The following is an 18,391-nucleotide window of genomic DNA, read 5'->3' as shown; positions in this document are numbered from 1 at the left end:
TCTGGGCTTTGACCTCAGCGGCGGCCGCTCCGCTCAGCCATCGATTTGAGATACCCTTGTACTTAAAATAATTTCTACTTTTATATCAATGTATCTAATAAACTCGTAATACCAATATGTATTAATTTAACGCGCCTAGCCCGGTGAGCGAAGTAGAAGCCCCAAGCGCGTTCGTATTTTTTACCTAGAAAATAGATTTCCCGATAGTAGTTATTATGAGAAGCTTAATCAAAATGAATATGAATTAATTGAAATAAAGAAGAAAGTTCTTATAAAGCAGATAAAAGGTTATTTCTTTAACCCAAAGAACGATTTGAAAAATCGTAACATAGTATAATCTCATGGAGCTCTGTCTTCAATTTATAAGACATAAAAAAAGAAGTAGGAAAAACCTACTTCTCTGGAATTGTTTGTTTAATGCCTCTTAATTCAAAATTGGCCTTGACTCGGATAACTTCTTCTGAAAAGTAGACCTTTTCAGGTTCTATATCTTTCTCTACATTTCCGTAATCCCATTGACCGTTTCCATTACTATCAACTATGATTCTTATGAGATACGCTCCGGGTTTCACGTTCAAGAAATTGAATTTATTATCTTTTGTTTTTTGCTCGGCCTCTACTTTATAATTCTCGTCAACCAATTGTACGATTTTATTATCTTTATTTCCTTCTATACTTCCCTCAACAATGCCATAATCTTCGGGTTTTAAAATCGGATTTCTCAGGGTTACTGCCTCACTCGAATCTCCTTTAATATCCATAAACGCTCCTGTCTTGAATTCGAGTTTTATTTCTCTTGTGGCCGAAATCTCCTTTGTGATTTTTAGCTGGGTTTTATAGATATTCCACGATAGCGCTTTTTCATCCAATGGTTCATTCTTTATGGTATCACTTAAAAGTTTGATTTTGCTGAAATCTGTTTTCGCAATTGGGTTATCAAAGTATATGTCTAAAACGAGATTTTTTTCTACTGGTTCTCTTGATTTAGGGTCGGTCTGAAATGCAAAATTATCCTGCTTGGTTTTCGTTTTTCTCTGTGCATCTCTGAATTTGATTTTCTGTAGATGTGTCAGCTCATTATCTGCTGAATCTCTTACTGTAATATTTACTTTGACTGTATCTGTTTTTAAAGGAATATTATAAAACTTTATTTCATTTCTACGCGCAGAGTAAGGGAGACTATCTGCAGGGTTTACAAAAGCAACGCTATACGTCTTGATGTTTTTATCATAAATTACTGTAAAGTCTTCCGCCCTTTGTAAAGTCTTCTGATTTTTAGGCTTATCATTATTGGCCATGTATAAGGCTAAGTCCACATTTGATATATTTGAATCCAGTTTAATGGTATCCTTTACAAAAGCAATCAATTCTGATTTACTGTCGAATCTTAGATTGCTATTCTTATCGGTATAAGCATACAATCTATATCTTCCCTTTTTCAGATTTTCAAACTTAAAGTTTCCGCTTGAGTCAGTCTTTAAGAAGTAATTTGGTTTTGTCTTTTTCAGATTTAAAGAATCCTGTACTTGATATAGAGAAACCTGTGCCTCTAAAATCGGCTGGTTCGTGAATAGATTCTTTACATTTCCTGATAATTCTAGTGAGTCAATCTTTGGACCTGTACTGAATGCCAGTTTTAAATTCAATGCTTCATTTCTTTCGTTCAGGTCTTTTATCCCTTTTTTAAAATTGAGGGTATAGGTAGTACTGTCTTTGAAAGGCTTATCAAATTTCAGAATTACACCATTCGATTTTTGTTTCACATCAAAGTATCCTTCCTGTTCAGGAATAATCACCAGCTCCTGGCGTAAAGAGGTAGCATCAATTAATTCATCAAAATAGAGTTCTATCTGATTACCTTTAAAATTTGTCTGCTTGTTCTCAGGAATAGTTTTAACTAGTTTCGGAGGAATTTCATCTCTTTTCCCTCCAGTTGGTGGAACAAACTGAGCACAGCTCAATAAGAAATTACTGATAATTAAAAATGGTGCTATTCTATACAAATTCTTCTTTAACATGCTTCTTTGATTTGAACTTCAAAAATAAAACCCCCAAATGATATTTGAGGGTAATTAAGAAAATTTAATAGTTCTTATCTTCCGAGGTGAACCATCAAGACGGATATATCTGCTGGTGAAACGCCACTTATTCGTGAGGCCTGTCCCAATGTCTGAGGTTTCATCTTCTTAAGTTTTTGTCTGGCCTCTATTGATATAGAGGTGAGTTTATCATAATCAATGTTTGGCACAATAGTCAGATTTTCCAACTTCGCCATCTTCTCTGCCATTAATAGTTCCTTCTCGATATAACTTTCGTATTTCACATGAATTACTGCTTGCTCTAATACCTCATCATCATAACTGCTTAGATGCGTTTTTATTTCATCGCTCAGATTTTTTATATGGTCAAGCTCAATCTCTGGTCTTTTCAAAATACTATAATAAGAAGACTTTTCTCTCAGACCTGCTGATTCTATCGATTCCAGGAAACCATTAGCCTGATCAGGCGTAACTTTCATTTCTCTTAAAGACTTGATAAGTTTCTCAGATTCTTCTCTTTTCTCAATCATTCTCTCCAGACGGTTTTGAGAAGCCAAGCCTAAATCATAACCTTTTTGTGTTAGGCGGATATCGGCATTGTCTTGTCTTAAAAGGGTACGAAACTCTGCTCGTGAAGTAAACATGCGATAAGGCTCATCTGTACCTTTATTTACCAGATCATCTATTAATACTCCGATATATGCTTCATTACGTTTCAAGACAAAAGCCTCTTTTTCTTTTACTTTATTATGCGCGTTGATACCCGCTATCAAACCCTGGCATGCAGCCTCTTCATATCCAGTAGTTCCGTTGATTTGTCCGGCAAAGAAAAGGTTTTCAATCAGGTGAGTTTCCAGAGTCAGTTTGAGCTGAGTCGGTGGGAAAAAATCGTATTCTATAGCATATCCAGGTCTGAACATCTTGGCATTCTTAAAGCCGGGTATCAAACGTAATGCTTCATACTGTATATCTTCAGGCAAAGAAGTCGAAAAACCATTGATATACATCTCTACCGTATTCCATCCTTCTGGCTCTACAAATATCTGATGACGGTCTTTATCTGCAAAGCGATTAATCTTATCTTCTACTGATGGACAGTAACGGGGGCCTAAGCCTTTGATTCTTCCACTAAACATCGGAGATCGGTCAAAGCCTTTTCTAAGCGTTTGGTGAACCTGTTCGTTTGTATAGGTTACATAACAACTTCTTTGTTTAGCCAATCTTGGAGTATCTGTATAAGAAAACTTTTCAGGATTTTCATCTCCTTTTTGTTCTTCCATTTCATTCCAGTCTAGCGATCTTCCATCTACTCTTGGCGGTGTTCCGGTTTTCATCCTCCCAGATTCGAACCCTAATTCTACCAATTGTTCAGTAATTCCATGAGCTGCCTTCTCCCCTGTTCTACCGCCTCCGAATGTTTTCTCGCCTATATGTATCTTTCCATTCAGGAATGTTCCATTAGTTAATACCACAGACTTACTTCTTATTTCGACCCCCATAGAAGTTTTTACTCCTACTGCCCGATTATCTTCTACTAAGATGCCTACTGCCATATCTTGCCAAATATCCAGATTTGGGATACTTTCCAACGTATCTCTCCACTCTTGAGCGAAAAGCATTCGGTCACTCTGGCATCTTGGACTCCACATAGCCGGCCCTTTCGATCTGTTCAGCATTCTGAATTGAATCATAGTCTTATCACTAATGATTCCTGATCTACCTCCTAAAGCGTCTATTTCGCGAACGATTTGTCCTTTAGCTACCCCACCCATTGCCGGATTACAAGACATCTGTGCAATGGTCTGCATATTCATTGTTATCAATAGTGTAGACGAACCCATAGTGGCTGCGGCTGATGCGGCTTCGCATCCGGCGTGGCCTGCCCCTACTACTATGACATCATATTCTGGAAACATTGTTAAAATTGTTTATGGTTCCACGTGAAACTTTTTGGCCGTGGAAATAATGCGGGTTCCACGTGGAACAGAAAATTTGGTATATACTTTTGGATGAAATTCTTCCGAACTTATTCGGGGTGAAAGATATAAAACGCTTGACCCCGAAAGAAGGTTCTCTATGAAAATAAAAAGGACGCTCATTAGAGCGTCCTTACAAATTTACGAATAAATATAATTACTTAATTTTTCTGAAATAATTATCGGTTTGTTTCTTATAGAATGGTGTGTAATTAGGCGGAACTGTTCTAATTAATTCCACTTGTTTCACTTTCTCCTGTAAGAACTTCTCCATAGATGGCGGTGCCTGACGGTTAAACTGCTGTGCTGTACGAGACTGTCGAGTTGGATCTTCCTCCTGTTGCTTAATAGCTTTCTCTGCTTCTAACAAACGGGTCTGTAATTCTTTCGAACGTTTTATTAAGTCAGGGTTCACGCGTTTGTTCACTAAATCAGTTTCGTTCTCATCCATTTTCTTTTCCAACTCTTTCAGCTCATTGCCTAGCTTCTTACCGGCTTCTGTGCCTTTTAAGTCTTCTTGCAATTGCTGAATCATCTTGCGGAGTCTCGCTTGTTCCTGCGCTAATTTGGCAGCCTGTTCCGACATCTGTCTGCCTGACTTGCTACCCTCTCCCATTTTTTGCATACCCTCATTCAGCTTTTGTTGCATTTCGCCTAATGGCATTTGTGAAGGATTCTTACTCTTTTTGCCTTTACTTCCACTACCCGGCATTGCATTAGCCATCATTTGCTGCATCTGATTAAAGGTATCGCTGAGCATTAAAGCTAGATTATTGATGGATGTCATCGCAAACTGTTGTTTAGCTGATGCCACGTTCAATTTTCTTTCTTTAATAAACTTCACACTTTCGTCCATTGAGTTACGCATGGTAGTTACCTCTCTTGTAATAAACGACTGAATCTGCATCACACGTTTCGCCAATGAATAAAGACTATCTTCGATGATTTTAGCGTCATCCTGCAACTTTAATTGATCTTGTGAGAGTTTCACGAATCTAGGGTCTGAAACCGTCATATTTCTGAAATCCTTCATCAATCCCTCCTGATCGAAAGAAAGCTTCACCAGGTTCTCTAAAATGGCTCTCAGTGCGTCTATATCTTCATCCATCTCTTTCATTTCCTGACTTTGCATAGATTCAGACATTTGTTGCGCCATCTGCTTCATTTTATTAGCCGCTTTCTTCTGGCTTTTTGAGGCCGAATTATTCTGCTTTTGGTCGAGTTGTTTCTCTGCATTCTTCTGTTCTTTCGAAATCTCTTCCTGATCTTCTTTCTGAGGGTCTAAATCTTTCTTAAGATCTTTGCTTAATTGCTCAATATCTTTCATCTTTTCTTTCATATCCTCAAACTCCTTCGAAAGCTTTTCCTGCTCTTTTTTCAATTCATCACTTTTATCCTTGCTACCATCCTGATTCTGGTCTTTATTATCCTTAGAATCGTCTTTCTTTCCATCTTTAGAATCATCTTTCTTTCCATCCTTAGAATCGTCTTTTTTACCATCTTTGTTTTCGTCAGACTTATCTTTAGACTGCTCCTTGTCTTTATCTTTTCCTTGTTCTTTATCCTTATTGGCAGCGTCTTTTTCTTTATTCAACTGCTCCTGCTTTTGGGTTTCATCGCCAAGTTTATCTTGTTTCTCAGCTAATTTCTCCAATTCCTTTGCAGTCTTCTCAACCTTTTGTTGCAATTGTAATTGTTTGAATAGTTTCAAGGTACGGTCAATCTCTTTATCCATATTACGTTCCTTATTTTTCAGCTTCTCCAATTGCTCAATGGTCTTTTCGTCCATATCCTTATCCAATAGTTTTTTCAGCTCTTCATACATCTTGTTGGTTTCGTCGTTCATCAACTCATTCATCAGCTTTTTCAACTGTTGCATTTTCTCCTGCAATTGCGGACTCTGTTGTTGAAAACGATTAGCCTTTTCCTGCATTTCATCGAATTGCTGTTGCAGGTTTTTCAACTCATTGTTTAAATCGTCGCGTTTACGAATTAATTCCTCCAATTGTTTCTTCTCCTGGAAATCTAAATCCTTTTTGCTTTTCAAGCGATTCTCCAGATTAGTCAATTCGGTTTTCAGTTTCTTCGATTTCTCGTTTAGCTTCTCCAACATATCCTCGGTTTTCTCAGTCGCTTTTTCTATTTCAGCATCATACATTTTAGCAGAAGGTAGTGCGAGTGTCATGGTAGGCGTTTTGGTGCTTTTTGAGCCGTTTACGCCGTCGTTATCCCATAGTTGAAGGTAATACTCAACTTTATCTCCTGGATTCAATTGCAGGTCTGCTAAAGGCATCTGATAATAGAAGCTTTGAGACACCTGTGATTTATTGAATGCTACATCAGCAGAAGCAAATGGCTGATTCTGATTATTATCTCTTATAGCTTTATAGAAAAGCTTGAATTGAGATAAACCATAATCATCGGTAATATTTCCACCTAATACGATATAATTGAAGAGTGTAGAGTCCTTTAACTGCTCTAATTGAATCTGTGGATAACGGTCTGGAATGACATTGATATAGAAATCAACATTTTCGCGATTACTACTGAATTCGTTTTTCAGATGTATCTGGTAAGAAGAAGAGTTTTTCAGGCGTTTCACGTAAGAGAAATTATCTCCGAAACCATCCTTCGCTCCTACTTTACCTTCGTTGTCAAAACTTAAATACAATGAATCAGTATTAATTGCTTTAAAATTCCACTGAACAGTAGTTCCTTCTGGTACTACCAGATTACCTACATTACTAAAAGCCTCATTTGATTTATTGAGATATGATGGGTAATTGAGTGCTACATCGAATGAAAGCAGGTTTGGACGACTAATCAATTCCAATTCGAACTCATTTGATTTAAAGCCGGAAGCTAAGAAATGGAAATCAACCGGATTCTGTACTTTCGAGAAAGTAAATGAATAATTCTTGCTATCAGCCGAGCTCATCTTAAACTTTCTATCATTGGCTACCAGATAAACGGCTTCCGGCACAGCATTGCCTATCAGTTTAAGATTCAGTACATAATCTTCGTTTTTTACTGCTTTCAGTTCTTCGTTAGTTATCTGAAACTTGAAAGGCGCTTCTTCGGCAAAGTCTTTCTGGAAGTACACGATTCTTTCGGTACTATTCTTGAAAAACTTGGGCGAAACAGCCGCAATCAACAATACCAATACCAGTGGAGGTATGGCGTATTTCAGATACTTCTTGTTTTCGCTGAATTTAACAGCATCAGCAAATCTGACGAATTTTAAATCCTGCGATTTCTGGTCAATACTGGCTTGCAATAAGGCGTTTTCTCTTTCTGAAAACTGTGCTAATTGAAGCGTGTTTAAAAGCCTATCCCCTACCTCAGGGAAAAACTTACCAATTTCGTTAGCTGCTTTTTCATAAGTAAGTGGTTCATTGAAATGTAACAGATACAGGATTGGCTTGATTACCCAGAAAATAAGCGAGTAAAGCGCTACTCCTATAAATGCAAAAAGTAAAGCACCTCTGATAACAGAGCTAAAACGACCGAAATACTCAATGGTATTGAGTAAGAGAAAAGAAGATAACAACAAAGCCAAGGTAAACAAAGAACCTTTAATCAAGAGGTTTTTGTAATACTGACGTTTGTATTCATCAATTTTCTCAAAAAGAGCTTTAACTGAAGTTGACATGATTGTATAATAAAAGATTAAGGATTTTCAATTTATAATGTCTTCTTATGTCATTACACAATAACATAAGAAGACAAAGTATACGGAAACGCGATTTATTCTCACAAATGGGCATTTATTCTGTCAGCCACAATAAATAAGCAGGTTTTAATGTCAGGCTTAAGCAAACGTTAAACAAAGCTCAATCGGGCAATGATCAGAAAAATATACTTCCGGATAAATGGCAGCACTTTTTAAGTTAAGTTGTAACGATTTAGAAGCAAAATGGTAATCGATACGCCAGCCTAAATTTTTGGCACGAGCCCCAAATCTTACAGACCACCAGGTATAATTATGAGGACTCTGATTAAAAAGCCTGAAAGTATCAATATAACCTTCATCAAGAAACCTGCCAACCCATGCCCGTTCTTCTGGCAAAAAGCCTGACGATTTTGCATTTGCCTTAGGATTATGGATATCTATCTCCTGATGACAGATGTTTACGTCTCCGCTAAGGACAAGGTTTGGATGGCTCTTGCTGAGTTTTTCAATATAAACGAAAAAGTCTTCCAGGAATTTCATTTTTATTCCCTGGCGTTCGTCACCTGAGGTTCCTGAGGGGAAATAAGTACAAACCCACGAGAAATTCTCAAAATCGGCACGAATCATTCGGCCTTCAAAATCAAATTCTGGTATTCCCATGCCGTATTCTACATGCAAAGGTTTTACTTTTGAGAGGATTGCCACCCCACTGTATCCACGTTTTTGTGCAGGATACCAATAGCAATGAAATCCCATTGCTTCAAATTTCGGAGCAACCAGCTCTGTTTCTGCCAGTTTGATCTCCTGAAGACAGATAGCGTCAGGTTGATGTGTTTCAAGCCAGGTCAAAAATCCCTTATTGATGGCGGCACGAATGCCATTTACGTTGTAGCTGATAAGTTTCATATGTGTAGTCCGACTTCTTTTCTGAAATACTCTATTACAAAGTGTTTAAGTAGTTTCTCCTGAGCTAATAAATCAAAACTCGGTAAAGGTTGTATTAATTTCCAATGAGGCCAGCCTGCTTCGTCTTTACCTTCTAATTCGTAATATCCGCCATAGCTTAAAACTTTACAGATAGCAATGTGCATCAGGTCTTGTTTTTCTTCTTTTGTGAAAAACTTTTTCCCCTGCCCTAGTTCTTGTACACCTATTACAAATAATACACCGTTTAAATCGACAGGTTTCTTTCCGAGATTTTGTTTCAGAAATAATAATAATGTTTGCCAGTTTTCTTTTAATTTGTCTTCTTCTACCATTCTCAATTTTTTTATATACAAACTTAACGAAAGCGTATGAAATGGTTTACTCATTTAATAGATATAATCTATCCAAAAACGTGCGATGCCTGTGGAGAACCGCTTTTAGGAGGAGAAAAACTGATTTGTACCCAATGTCTCGTTAGTTTACCCAGAACAAACGTACATCTACAAGCTGACGAATTAATCGAAAGACGTTTCTGGGGAAAAACTACTATTTCACATACCATCGCTTATCTCAGATTTTCGAAGAAAAGTAAGGTTCAACACTTACTGCATCAACTAAAATATAAGAATAAGCCGGAGCTAGGTGTGATGTTAGGAGAATTATATGGGCAGGATTTAAAAGCTGCTAACTTTGATAAAAATATAGATTTATTAATTGGCGTACCACTTCATGTGCAGAAAGAAAAGCAACGAGGCTATAATCAGGCCAATTGCATTGCCGAGGGTCTTTCTAAGGTTTTAGAAGTGCCTTATGATACAACGATAGCAAAGAAAGTAGTGAATACTGATACACAAACTAAGAAAAACCGCTTTGAACGATTTATGAATGTGAAAGATGCTTTTGAAATTACAGACACAAAAAAGCTCGTAAATAAGCGAGTAGCTATTGTAGACGACGTTTTAACCACAGGTTCCACGATAGAATCTTTTGCTAAAACTTTATTAGAGAGCGGTTGTGCAGAGGTTTCGGTGATAACAATTGCTATTGCAGATTAATTTTGTTATCATTTAATGCGCAAAACCTTTTCAATCAGATAAAAAAGCGAAGGCTCTATAAAACAAAAAACCCTTTCGTGAGAAAGGGCTTTTCTATGGTCAGTAATTCGGATCTTACAATTTACGTTTGCCTTTAGGACCAATTGCAATCATTGCGCAACGGAAACCGATAGTGGCAGTAGATGAATCCTGGTCTAAGTAACGACGAGTACCTGGAGACAACCAGTAAGCTACATCGTTCCAAGAACCACCTTTATACACACGTAGTTTGTTGTCAATCAAAGAGTTGAAGCCTTTTTTGTCATATAGGCTTTCTTCATCCAGATAATCGCTACGACGGATTGGGTTCAAATCGTTCATATCCTGGAAAGAGTTCGGACGATACACGTCATATACCCACTCATTTACGTTTCCACCCATATTATATAAACCAAAGTCATTTGCAGGGAATTCATAAACTTCCATAGTGATGATACCACCGTCATTCTGGTGTCCGGCAATACCAGCGAAGTCACCACGACCACGTTTGAAGTTCGCTAACATAGTTCCTTTTTGTCCACCTTTAGGCTTACGCATAGAAGAACCATCCCAAGGATAAATACGTTGGCTAGATTGGTTTTCGTCCATATATTGTGTACCAATCATGGCTTTTGCTGCATATTCCCACTCTGCTTCTGTTGGAAGACGGTATCCAGGCAATACATTACCTGTTTCAATGGCTAAACGACCACCAGTTTTAGCTTGTGGCGCATCGGTAGTTGGTGCACTTCTGTCTTTTTTAGATGTTTTTGCTTTAGGACCAAAACGAACGGCCATTTCACCATTCACAGCGCCTGTTCTCCATTTACAATAATCAGAGGCTTGTACCCATGAAACACCTACAACCGGATACATTCTGAAACCTGGGTAACGAAGATATTGCTCAGTGAACTGGTCATTGAACGATAGTTTGTTCATCCAAACAGTTGTATCTGGTAAGGCTGTTTCATAAAATTCCTGCGAAGAATCCTTTTGAATAGCATGTAAATATTCAAGCCAGTGTAGATTAGTAATTTCAGTTTCATCCATATAGAATGAAGAAACGGTTACAGTTCTTTCCAGGTTATCACGTGAGTAGGTAACATCCTCTTCCACAGTTCCCATCGTAAAACGTCCCCCCTCAATATATACTAAGTTTGGACCTGCAGGCTGACCTTTAAAAGCATTTACCTGAAAACCATCTGCTTGTGCAGCTTGTCCTTTTTTAGGTTTTTTACCTTTGTTGTCTTTAGAATAGGCAATCCCGGTTGCAGTACTGCTACGACCCGGGTCGATACTCGTTCTTTTTTTGCTCGAACAGCCACTCAGGATAAGCGCAAAAGCCAACGCACCCGTAATCGAACTAAAAAGTATTCTTTTCATTTTCGGAATGATTTTTGTTAATAGAATTCGTTTTGCAAAAATAGGTTATTTGATGTAAATATCTTAATATCTTAAGAATCAATAATTTAAGGAAGATTACTCTTTCCCGACAAATCCACACAATAGTTTATCTAAATCGTCGATACTTTGCGTATTTTCAACAGTAAGAAGAAGCTTAGTTTTAATTTCCTTTAGCGAACATCTTTTTGGATTATTTTTAATATACTCAAGAATTCTGCCAAACTTATCTGCCTGAAAATATTCTGTTTTCTCTGATGAAACGAAATAGCATTTTAGGATATTGTTTTTTAAAGTTAATTTTTCAAATCCTAACTGCTCGGCTTTCCATCTGATTCTCACCATTTTAACTAAATTTTCCACTTCCTGCGGCATTGGGCCGAATCGGTCAACGATAGATTTCTGGAATTCCTGTAGCTCAGCCTCTTTCTCAATATTATCCAGTTGATTATACAACGAAAGTCTTTCAGAGATATTACTTACATAATTCTCTGGTATAATAATCTGTAAATCAGTTTCAATCTGGCAATCTGGTAGGTGTAAAGTAGCCGAAGAGCCCGTCATTTCTTTCATGAATAAGTCTTTGAACTCATTTTCTTTTAGTTCCTGTACAGCTTCATCTAATATTTTATGGTAAGTCTCATAACCTAAGTCATTAATAAACCCACTTTGCTCTGAACCGAGTAGATTTCCTGCCCCTCTGATATCCAAATCTCGCATAGAAACTTTAAAGCCATCCCCTAAATCTGAGAACTCTTCTAAAGTTTGTAAACGTTTACGACCGTCGCTTGAAAGAACAGAAGTGGGTGGAGTGAGTAAATAACAGAAAGCTTTCCGGTTTGAACGTCCTACCCTACCCCTCATCTGGTGCAAATCAGACATACCAAAGTTTTGTGCCTGATTAATGATAATCGTATTCGCATTTGGAATATCAAGTCCAGACTCAATGATGTTCGTGGAAACTAATACATCATAATCTCCCTCAATAAATTTCATCATGGCCTTCTCTAATCTGTCACCATCCATCTGCCCGTGAGCAATACCGATTTTGGCATCAGGCACTAATCGTAAGATAATATTAGCGATTGATTCAATATCATTCACACGGTTATGTACAAAATAAACCTGCCCGCCACGCTTCAATTCATAGCTGATAGCGTCACGAATAAACTCTTCTTTAAATATATGAACCTCGGTAGTAACAGGCTGGCGGTTTGGCGGAGGCGTAGAAATCACTGATAAGTCACGAGCGCCCATTAAAGAGAAATGCAAAGTTCTTGGGATAGGTGTAGCTGTGAGCGTCAACACATCAACATTCAATTTCATTTCTTTTAATCGGTCTTTGGCTTTTACGCCAAACTTCTGCTCTTCATCAATAATCAATAAGCCTAGATCCTTAAACTCTATATCCTTATTTAATATACGATGCGTGCCAATCAGAATATCTATCTTTCCTTCTTTGAGTTTTTTCAGGGTTTCATTAATCTCTTTGGTAGTTCTGAAACGGCTAATCTCATCTACATTCACTGGCAGTTTTGAAAGGCGCTCGGCGAAGGTTTTATGGTGTTGCATGGCCAGAATAGTAGTAGGTACCAGAACAGCCACCTGCTTGCTATCGGCTACTGCTTTGAAAGCTGCGCGAATGGCTACTTCTGTTTTTCCGAAACCAACATCACCACAAACCAACCTATCCATTGGGTAGGCTTTTTCCATATCCTCTTTTACATCAGCTGTAGCTTTGGCCTGGTCCGGAGTATCTTCATAAAAGAATGAGGACTCCAATTCTGCCTGCATAAAACCGTCTCGCGCAAAAGCAAAACCAGGAGCCATACGGCGCTTGGCATAAAGCCCTATCAACTCTTTGGCAATGTCTTTTACCTGTCTCTTGACTCTTGATTTTTTGTTCTCCCATTCGGCAGAACCTAGCTTACTCATAACCGGAGGAGTACCCTCCTTACCTGAGTATTTAGCTATCTTATGGAGGGAGTGAATGTTGACCAAGAGAATGTCATTGTCACGATAAATCAATCTTACAGCTTCCTGCTCTTTATCTCCAACCACTATTTTTTCCAGACCGGCGAAGCGGCCGATACCATAATCAATATGTGTTACAAAATCACCCGTCTGCAAAGCCCTAAGTTCTTTCATCGTTAGGGCTTTAGACTTGCTGAATTTATCGCGCACCTTGAATCGGTGGTAACGGTCGAAAATCTGGTGGTCGGTATAAAAGGCTACCTTGGTTTGCTCGTCGATGAAGCCACCGCGTAGAGACATTTGTAAAGAATTGAATTTTGTGAAAGGATCAATCTCTTCAAAAATGGCATTCAATCTGCTCAATTGTTTCAATGATTCTGCCGATATAATAGTAGTAAAATGCTTCGACTGATTTTCCTTGATATTATCAATCAGGCGCTTAAAATCCTTGTTGAATGAAGGTTGAGCTTTACTCTGAAAAGTTAATTTTTCAGCGTCTTTATAATAACTCTTAGTGCCAAATTCTATGATTTTGAATTTCTTCAATTCGTTCTGGAAACCTCTGCGGGTTTCGAACAAGGCCTCAGGATTTTCTATGACTTGTATCCCTCCGCTTCTACCGACTATCTCCTGGAAATGCTGCTCAACAACCTTGAAGCAATCGTCAATTACTTCAAAAGAGTAACTTGCGTCTTTTATCCATATATTACTCGTATTACGAATAAAATTAAAAAAAGTCTCTCTTGTTTCTGTTATTAATTTGTTCTGAACATCGGGGATAATGTTAATCTGGTTAACCGATTGCATAGATAATTGCGATTCGGGGTTAAACAGACGTATACTGTCAATCTCATCGCCAAAAAGTTCGATACGATAAGGATATTCAGACGCATAAGAGAAAATATCGACTATCCCCCCACGAATAGAGAACTGTCCCGGCTCGTAAACAAAGTCAGCTCTTTCGAAATCGTAGCCAATGAGTAGTTCTGAAATAAAATTGATGTCGAAGTTTTCTCCGATCTTTACCTGAAGGGTATTGGCAATGAGTGATTTCTTATTGATTACCTTTTCTGAGAGTGCCTCAGGATAAGTCACAATCATCAGATTAGCCTTCTCATTATTCAATTGATTGAGGATTTCAGCCCTTTGGAGTACGTTTGCATTATCAATCTCCTCATATTGATAAGGTTTCTTATAAGACATCGGGAAAAGGAATACATGCTCTTCTCCCAGCAAATTTTGTAAGTCATTATAAAAATAGGCCGCGTCTTCCTTATCATTCAGTATAAAAAGATTGTGCTGAGGATTTATCTGATAGTTGACACTGGCAAAAATAGCATCCAGACTTCCGGCAAATCCTTTGAGTTGTATGAGATTATTAGCCTTTACGCTTTCGACAGCCGTGCGGATAAAAGCGTCTTCACTATAAATTTTTAATAAGTCTTTTACTTCCACCTTTCAGAGTTTTATAAATAAGAAAGGGACGCAAAAGGTTTTCCTGCGTCCTGAATATTCTTACAAATTTAAAAAATAAACTCAAAACTGATTTTTGTCGGTATTAATACTTTGTTAAATGCCTCTCAAAATCAGAAATTTAATTAATTTATATCGTATTTTGTTAAATATTAGATTTTATAGCGAATATTTAGATTATTGCGATTCGATGATACGAATCAGGCTTTTCAGCTCGTTATGTCGCTCTTCATCAGATTCCGGATAACTCATATTTAGTTTTTTCAGTTCACTCACAATCGTCTTGGCTACAATCAGCCTCATATTTTTCTTATCATCTGCCGGAATAATATGCCAGGGACATTTATGTGTTGAGGTCGCATTAATTAAATCCTCATAGGCTTGTTGATAATCGTTCCAGAAGCCTCTCTCCTTCACATCCTGCTCGTCAAACTTCCAGTTTTTGGTTGGGTCTTGTATGCGCTCTATCAATCTTACCGCTTGCTCTTCTTTCGAAACATTCAGAAAAAACTTTACAACTCTGATACCGTTGCGATGCAGGTAAGTTTCCAGATTGCTAATATCTTCATAACGGTTTTTCCAGAGTTTATCTAAATCATCAGTCAGCTCAATAGGTAGTCGTTGGCCTTGTGTAACAATTTCGGGATGAACTTTTACCACCAGTACTTCTTCATAATACGAACGATTGAAAACTGTAATGCTTCCCCTACTCGGTAAGTCTAGCACCGTACGCCATAGAAAATCATGCTCTAGTTCTGTATCAGTCGGGCGTTTAAAAGAGTGAACATTCAACCCTTGCGGGTTCACTCCTGAAAAAACGGCTTTCAAAGTTCCGTCTTTTCCTGCTGCATCCATTGCCTGAAATATAACTAAGAGACCGTAGCGATTATGCGCATACATCATGCTTTGCAGCTCATCCATCTGTTTATTCAAATCGGCTAACGAAGTTTCATAATCCTCTTTATCTTCATAAAAATCTTTAATTTTCGTTTTAGTATCGTTGATAGAAAATTTTCCGTCTCCGTCAAATACAAAATCATTGGTGTCAATTTTTTTCATAGGTGTTAAAATTTTAAGGCTAGTTTTTTTATTTTACTTAGACGAAATATGCGCCAATGTCAGGTACATTATATAGAACAATCTTTGCAAAGCATAGTTTTCATCAATCCATTAAAAATTCACCTTATACCCTACTTTTACTTTGTCCATTACAACATGTGTATAAAACTGTTTCACGTCAAGGTTATCCATCAGATATTTTTTTGTGAAATCTTCATAATGCCTCATGTCTGTAGTGTTGACGATAATTACAAAGTCGTAAGCCCCAGTTACATAATAGCATTGGGTTACGTCTGGGCAAGTTGCAATAAGAGACTTAAAAGTATCAACTACTTTTGAACTGCCTAAATGGAGTGTGACATCAACAATGCAGGTAATACTAACTCCGACCGCATTCGGCGAAACTATAGATATATCGGCCTCTATCACTTTCTCGTCACGAAGCTTCTTCAATCTTCTTTGTACCGCGCTCGTGCTAAGATTTATCATATGGCCTAATTCTTCGGCTGTTATTCTGTTATTTTGTTGAAGCTGATTCAATATCTTTTTGTCGTACTCATCAAGCTCTTGCATAATTTACTCGTTTATCAGCCTAAATGTAATTAATTTGTGCGTTGAGCAAATGTATTTTAGTCAAAAAATATACTTGGCAAGGTATAATTTTGCATCAGTATTTTATGAAAAGCTATTTTAAATTAAAACAAAATGAAAACGCTCATTACAATTGTTGCGCTATGCGCTGTTATTCTCTATGCCCTAAAGGCAAATTCTCAGACTACAAATCCTTCTGTAGAGACAATCACAAAACCTTTAGATAGTTTTATAGAAGACAAACTGAAAGAATCGGGCATGGTTGGGCTTGGGGCCGCTATTATAGTTAATAAAGAGGTTGTTTGGATTAAAGGCTATGGCTATGCTGACAAAGAAGCAGGCAAACCTTTTACACCCAATACTATTATGAATATTGGCTCTATCAGTAAAACTTTTACAGGAGTTGCGCTCATGCGAGCTGTTGAAGAAAAGAAACTTTCGCTGGATGAAGATATCAATCAATATCTTCCATTCAAAGTAGTTAACCCCAATTTTCCGAATGAAAATATCACTTTGCGACATTTGGCCATACATACCTCTGGTATTGCTGATGCTTACCCTACTTATGACAGTGTTTATCATTATGGTGGAGATTCTCCGGTGAAACTTGGTGATTTCTTAAAGAGCTATTTTGAACCAACTGGTAAATTCTATTCGAAAGAGAATTTCTTAAATCATAAACTAGGTACTTATAGAGAATACTCAAATATCGGAGCGGCCCTTGCCGGATATATTGTTGAAATAGTGACCGGAAAAAAGCTGAATGTATATACCGGGCAGCACATTTTCAAGCCATTGAAAATGAATAATACAGGCTGGTTTTTCTCTGAGATTAATCGGGCGAATCATTCAAAACTTTATGAAAAACAAAATGGTAGTATTGAGAATATAGAATTGTATGGTGAAATTACATATCCTGATGGAGGTGTTCGTACTTCGGTTTCAGACCTATCAAAGTTTTTTATTTCATTGCTAAATGATGGACAATATAAAGGAATTAGAATTTTAAAGAAAACCTCAGTAGATGAAATGCTGAAGTTCCATTATACCGCAGGTAATAAGCCTGAAAACGTAGAATTGAATGAAAAGAACGCGGGAATCTTCTGGTCTACAAAGTTAAATACTACAAGAATTGGTCATGGCGGTTCTGACCCCGGACTGAAAACTGAAATGCTGTCTGACCTTTCGAAAGAAGTAGCAGTTATTTTATTTACTAATACTGCCCTACCTGATAAAGAGATGGGAAAATACTTTTATGGTATTTATAATGAACTTCATAAGACGGGTATGAAAATAAAAGATGCACTGGCAAACCCCTGATACTTTCGGGAACTCGATTTTGTTATAAGTATAAATGACACGTAAGTAACAAATGAGTTCTCAATATTTAATTTGAATATGGTTGATAAGTAGTATGTTTGTAATAAGAATAAATGGCTTATTGATCTATATTTTGTTTATCCCAATTTTAGCCAGGCAAACTCAAATCGTTTATAATTCGTTTATATAGTCAAACGTTCAACCAAGAAATTTTGTTAAACTAATGAAGATACAATCAATCATTTTATTGGGGGCGGCCATTGGCGTCATTGCCCTATCAGGATACAAATTCAACAAAAAAGAAACGATAATGAATCAAGAAACAGAACAAGATAAAGCTGTTGCCACCTTCGGCGCCGGTTGCTTCTGGTGTGTAGAGGCCGTATTCCAGAGATTAGATGGAGTGACCAAAGTAGAGTCGGGATATATGGGAGGCGCAAGTAAAAACCCAACTTACAAAGAAGTTTGTACAGGTTTAACAGGTCACGTAGAGGTTACAGAAATTACTTACAATCCTCAGAAAATATCATTTGAAGAATTACTGGAAGTTTTCTGGAAAACTCACGACCCTACCACATTGAACCGTCAAGGGAATGATGTAGGAACACAATATCGCTCGGTAGTTTTTTATCATGACGATAAACAAAAAGCTCTGGCAGAAAAATACAAAGCTGAGTTAAATACTGCAGGTATTTTCAACTCCCCTATCGTAACAGCCATTGAGCCGGCTCAGACTTTCTACAAAGCTGAAAACTACCACCAGGATTATTATAACCTGAATGGTTCGCAGCCTTATTGCCAGATGGTAGTAAGACCTAAAGTAGAAAAATTTGAAAAGGTATTTAAAGATAAATTGGCGAAGAAGAATCAGTAAGAGATTCTTAG

12 protein-coding genes are annotated in these 18,391 nt (G+C 37.5%); 3 read left to right on the top strand and 9 right to left on the bottom strand.

Annotated features, from left to right (window positions below; all coding sequences use genetic code 11):
* Positions 1-392 precede the first annotated feature (392 nt).
* The 5 genes from ACYVFA_RS03230 to ACYVFA_RS03210 all read right to left on the bottom strand — a co-directional run bounded on the left by ACYVFA_RS03230 (position 393) and on the right by ACYVFA_RS03210 (position 8,947).
* Complete coding sequence (locus tag ACYVFA_RS03230) at positions 393-2,018, bottom strand: Ig-like domain-containing domain (RefSeq protein WP_460470353.1); 1,626 nt, start codon at positions 2,016-2,018, stop codon at positions 393-395.
* Between the two features lie 74 nt (positions 2,019-2,092).
* The gene (gene mnmG, locus ACYVFA_RS03225; protein WP_460470352.1) at positions 2,093-3,955 is read right to left on the bottom strand and encodes a tRNA uridine-5-carboxymethylaminomethyl modification enzyme MnmG/GidA; all 1,863 of its coding nucleotides are present in this window, start codon (positions 3,953-3,955) and stop codon (positions 2,093-2,095) included.
* A gap of 217 nt (positions 3,956-4,172) precedes the next feature.
* Positions 4,173-7,667, bottom strand: a complete 3,495-nt coding sequence (locus ACYVFA_RS03220; RefSeq protein ID WP_460470351.1) for a DUF4175 family protein — start codon at positions 7,665-7,667, stop codon at positions 4,173-4,175.
* Positions 7,668-7,826: 159 nt separating this feature from the next.
* Complete coding sequence (locus ACYVFA_RS03215; protein WP_460470350.1) at positions 7,827-8,594, bottom strand: exodeoxyribonuclease III; 768 nt, start codon at positions 8,592-8,594, stop codon at positions 7,827-7,829.
* Entirely contained in the window at positions 8,591-8,947 is a 357-nt protein-coding gene (locus ACYVFA_RS03210) for a hypothetical protein (protein ID WP_460470349.1), read from the bottom strand. Before ACYVFA_RS03210 ends, ACYVFA_RS03215 begins: the two co-directional genes overlap by 4 nt.
* A gap of 36 nt (positions 8,948-8,983) precedes the next feature.
* Between ACYVFA_RS03210 and ACYVFA_RS03205 the strand changes: the two genes are divergently transcribed.
* The gene (locus ACYVFA_RS03205; protein WP_460470348.1) at positions 8,984-9,670 is read left to right on the top strand and encodes a ComF family protein; all 687 of its coding nucleotides are present in this window, start codon (positions 8,984-8,986) and stop codon (positions 9,668-9,670) included.
* 114 nt (positions 9,671-9,784) lie between these two features.
* Here the strand turns inward: ACYVFA_RS03205 and gldJ are convergent, their stop codons facing one another.
* The 4 genes from gldJ to ACYVFA_RS03185 all read right to left on the bottom strand — a co-directional run bounded on the left by gldJ (position 9,785) and on the right by ACYVFA_RS03185 (position 16,168).
* On the bottom strand, positions 9,785-11,071 hold the full coding sequence (gene gldJ / locus ACYVFA_RS03200) for a gliding motility lipoprotein GldJ (protein ID WP_460470347.1): 1,287 nt from the start codon (positions 11,069-11,071) through the stop codon (positions 9,785-9,787).
* Between the two features lie 96 nt (positions 11,072-11,167).
* On the bottom strand, positions 11,168-14,518 hold the full coding sequence (gene mfd / locus ACYVFA_RS03195; protein WP_460470346.1) for a transcription-repair coupling factor: 3,351 nt from the start codon (positions 14,516-14,518) through the stop codon (positions 11,168-11,170).
* A gap of 195 nt (positions 14,519-14,713) precedes the next feature.
* Positions 14,714-15,595 carry a polyphosphate kinase 2 family protein gene (locus ACYVFA_RS03190; protein WP_460470345.1) on the bottom strand — a complete coding sequence of 294 codons (882 nt, stop codon included), beginning with the start codon at positions 15,593-15,595 and terminating at the stop codon, positions 14,714-14,716.
* Between the two features lie 111 nt (positions 15,596-15,706).
* Positions 15,707-16,168, bottom strand: coding sequence for an Lrp/AsnC family transcriptional regulator (locus ACYVFA_RS03185; protein ID WP_460470344.1), 462 nt, complete (start codon positions 16,166-16,168; stop codon positions 15,707-15,709).
* Positions 16,169-16,300: 132 nt separating this feature from the next.
* Here ACYVFA_RS03185 and ACYVFA_RS03180 point away from each other — a divergent pair, with 132 nt between their 5' ends.
* Positions 16,301-17,506, top strand: coding sequence for a serine hydrolase domain-containing protein (locus tag ACYVFA_RS03180; RefSeq protein ID WP_460470343.1), 1,206 nt, complete (start codon positions 16,301-16,303; stop codon positions 17,504-17,506).
* A gap of 310 nt (positions 17,507-17,816) precedes the next feature.
* Positions 17,817-18,380, top strand: a complete 564-nt coding sequence (gene msrA / locus ACYVFA_RS03175) for a peptide-methionine (S)-S-oxide reductase MsrA (RefSeq protein WP_460470502.1) — start codon at positions 17,817-17,819, stop codon at positions 18,378-18,380.
* Positions 18,381-18,391: the final 11 nt, after the last annotated feature.

The organism is Emticicia fontis, assembly GCF_054779675.1.
Note: the sequence above shows the minus strand (reverse complement) of the source record. Positions and strands in the feature narration are given on the sequence as shown.

What these genes read in the sequence shown, in the direction of transcription:
- ACYVFA_RS03230 (WP_460470353.1), bottom strand. Translation starts at nt 2,018, where the DNA reads ATGTTAAAGAAGAATTTGTATAGAATAGCACCATTTTTAATTATCAGT.
- mnmG (WP_460470352.1), bottom strand. Translation starts at nt 3,955, where the DNA reads ATGTTTCCAGAATATGATGTCATAGTAGTAGGGGCAGGCCACGCCGGA.
- ACYVFA_RS03220 (WP_460470351.1), bottom strand. Translation starts at nt 7,667, where the DNA reads ATGTCAACTTCAGTTAAAGCTCTTTTTGAGAAAATTGATGAATACAAA.
- ACYVFA_RS03215 (WP_460470350.1), bottom strand. Translation starts at nt 8,594, where the DNA reads ATGAAACTTATCAGCTACAACGTAAATGGCATTCGTGCCGCCATCAAT.
- ACYVFA_RS03210 (WP_460470349.1), bottom strand. Translation starts at nt 8,947, where the DNA reads ATGGTAGAAGAAGACAAATTAAAAGAAAACTGGCAAACATTATTATTA.
- ACYVFA_RS03205 (WP_460470348.1), top strand. Translation starts at nt 8,984, where the DNA reads ATGAAATGGTTTACTCATTTAATAGATATAATCTATCCAAAAACGTGC.
- gldJ (WP_460470347.1), bottom strand. Translation starts at nt 11,071, where the DNA reads ATGAAAAGAATACTTTTTAGTTCGATTACGGGTGCGTTGGCTTTTGCG.
- ACYVFA_RS03190 (WP_460470345.1), bottom strand. Translation starts at nt 15,595, where the DNA reads ATGAAAAAAATTGACACCAATGATTTTGTATTTGACGGAGACGGAAAA.
- ACYVFA_RS03185 (WP_460470344.1), bottom strand. Translation starts at nt 16,168, where the DNA reads ATGCAAGAGCTTGATGAGTACGACAAAAAGATATTGAATCAGCTTCAA.
- ACYVFA_RS03180 (WP_460470343.1), top strand. Translation starts at nt 16,301, where the DNA reads ATGAAAACGCTCATTACAATTGTTGCGCTATGCGCTGTTATTCTCTAT.
- msrA (WP_460470502.1), top strand. Translation starts at nt 17,817, where the DNA reads ATGAATCAAGAAACAGAACAAGATAAAGCTGTTGCCACCTTCGGCGCC.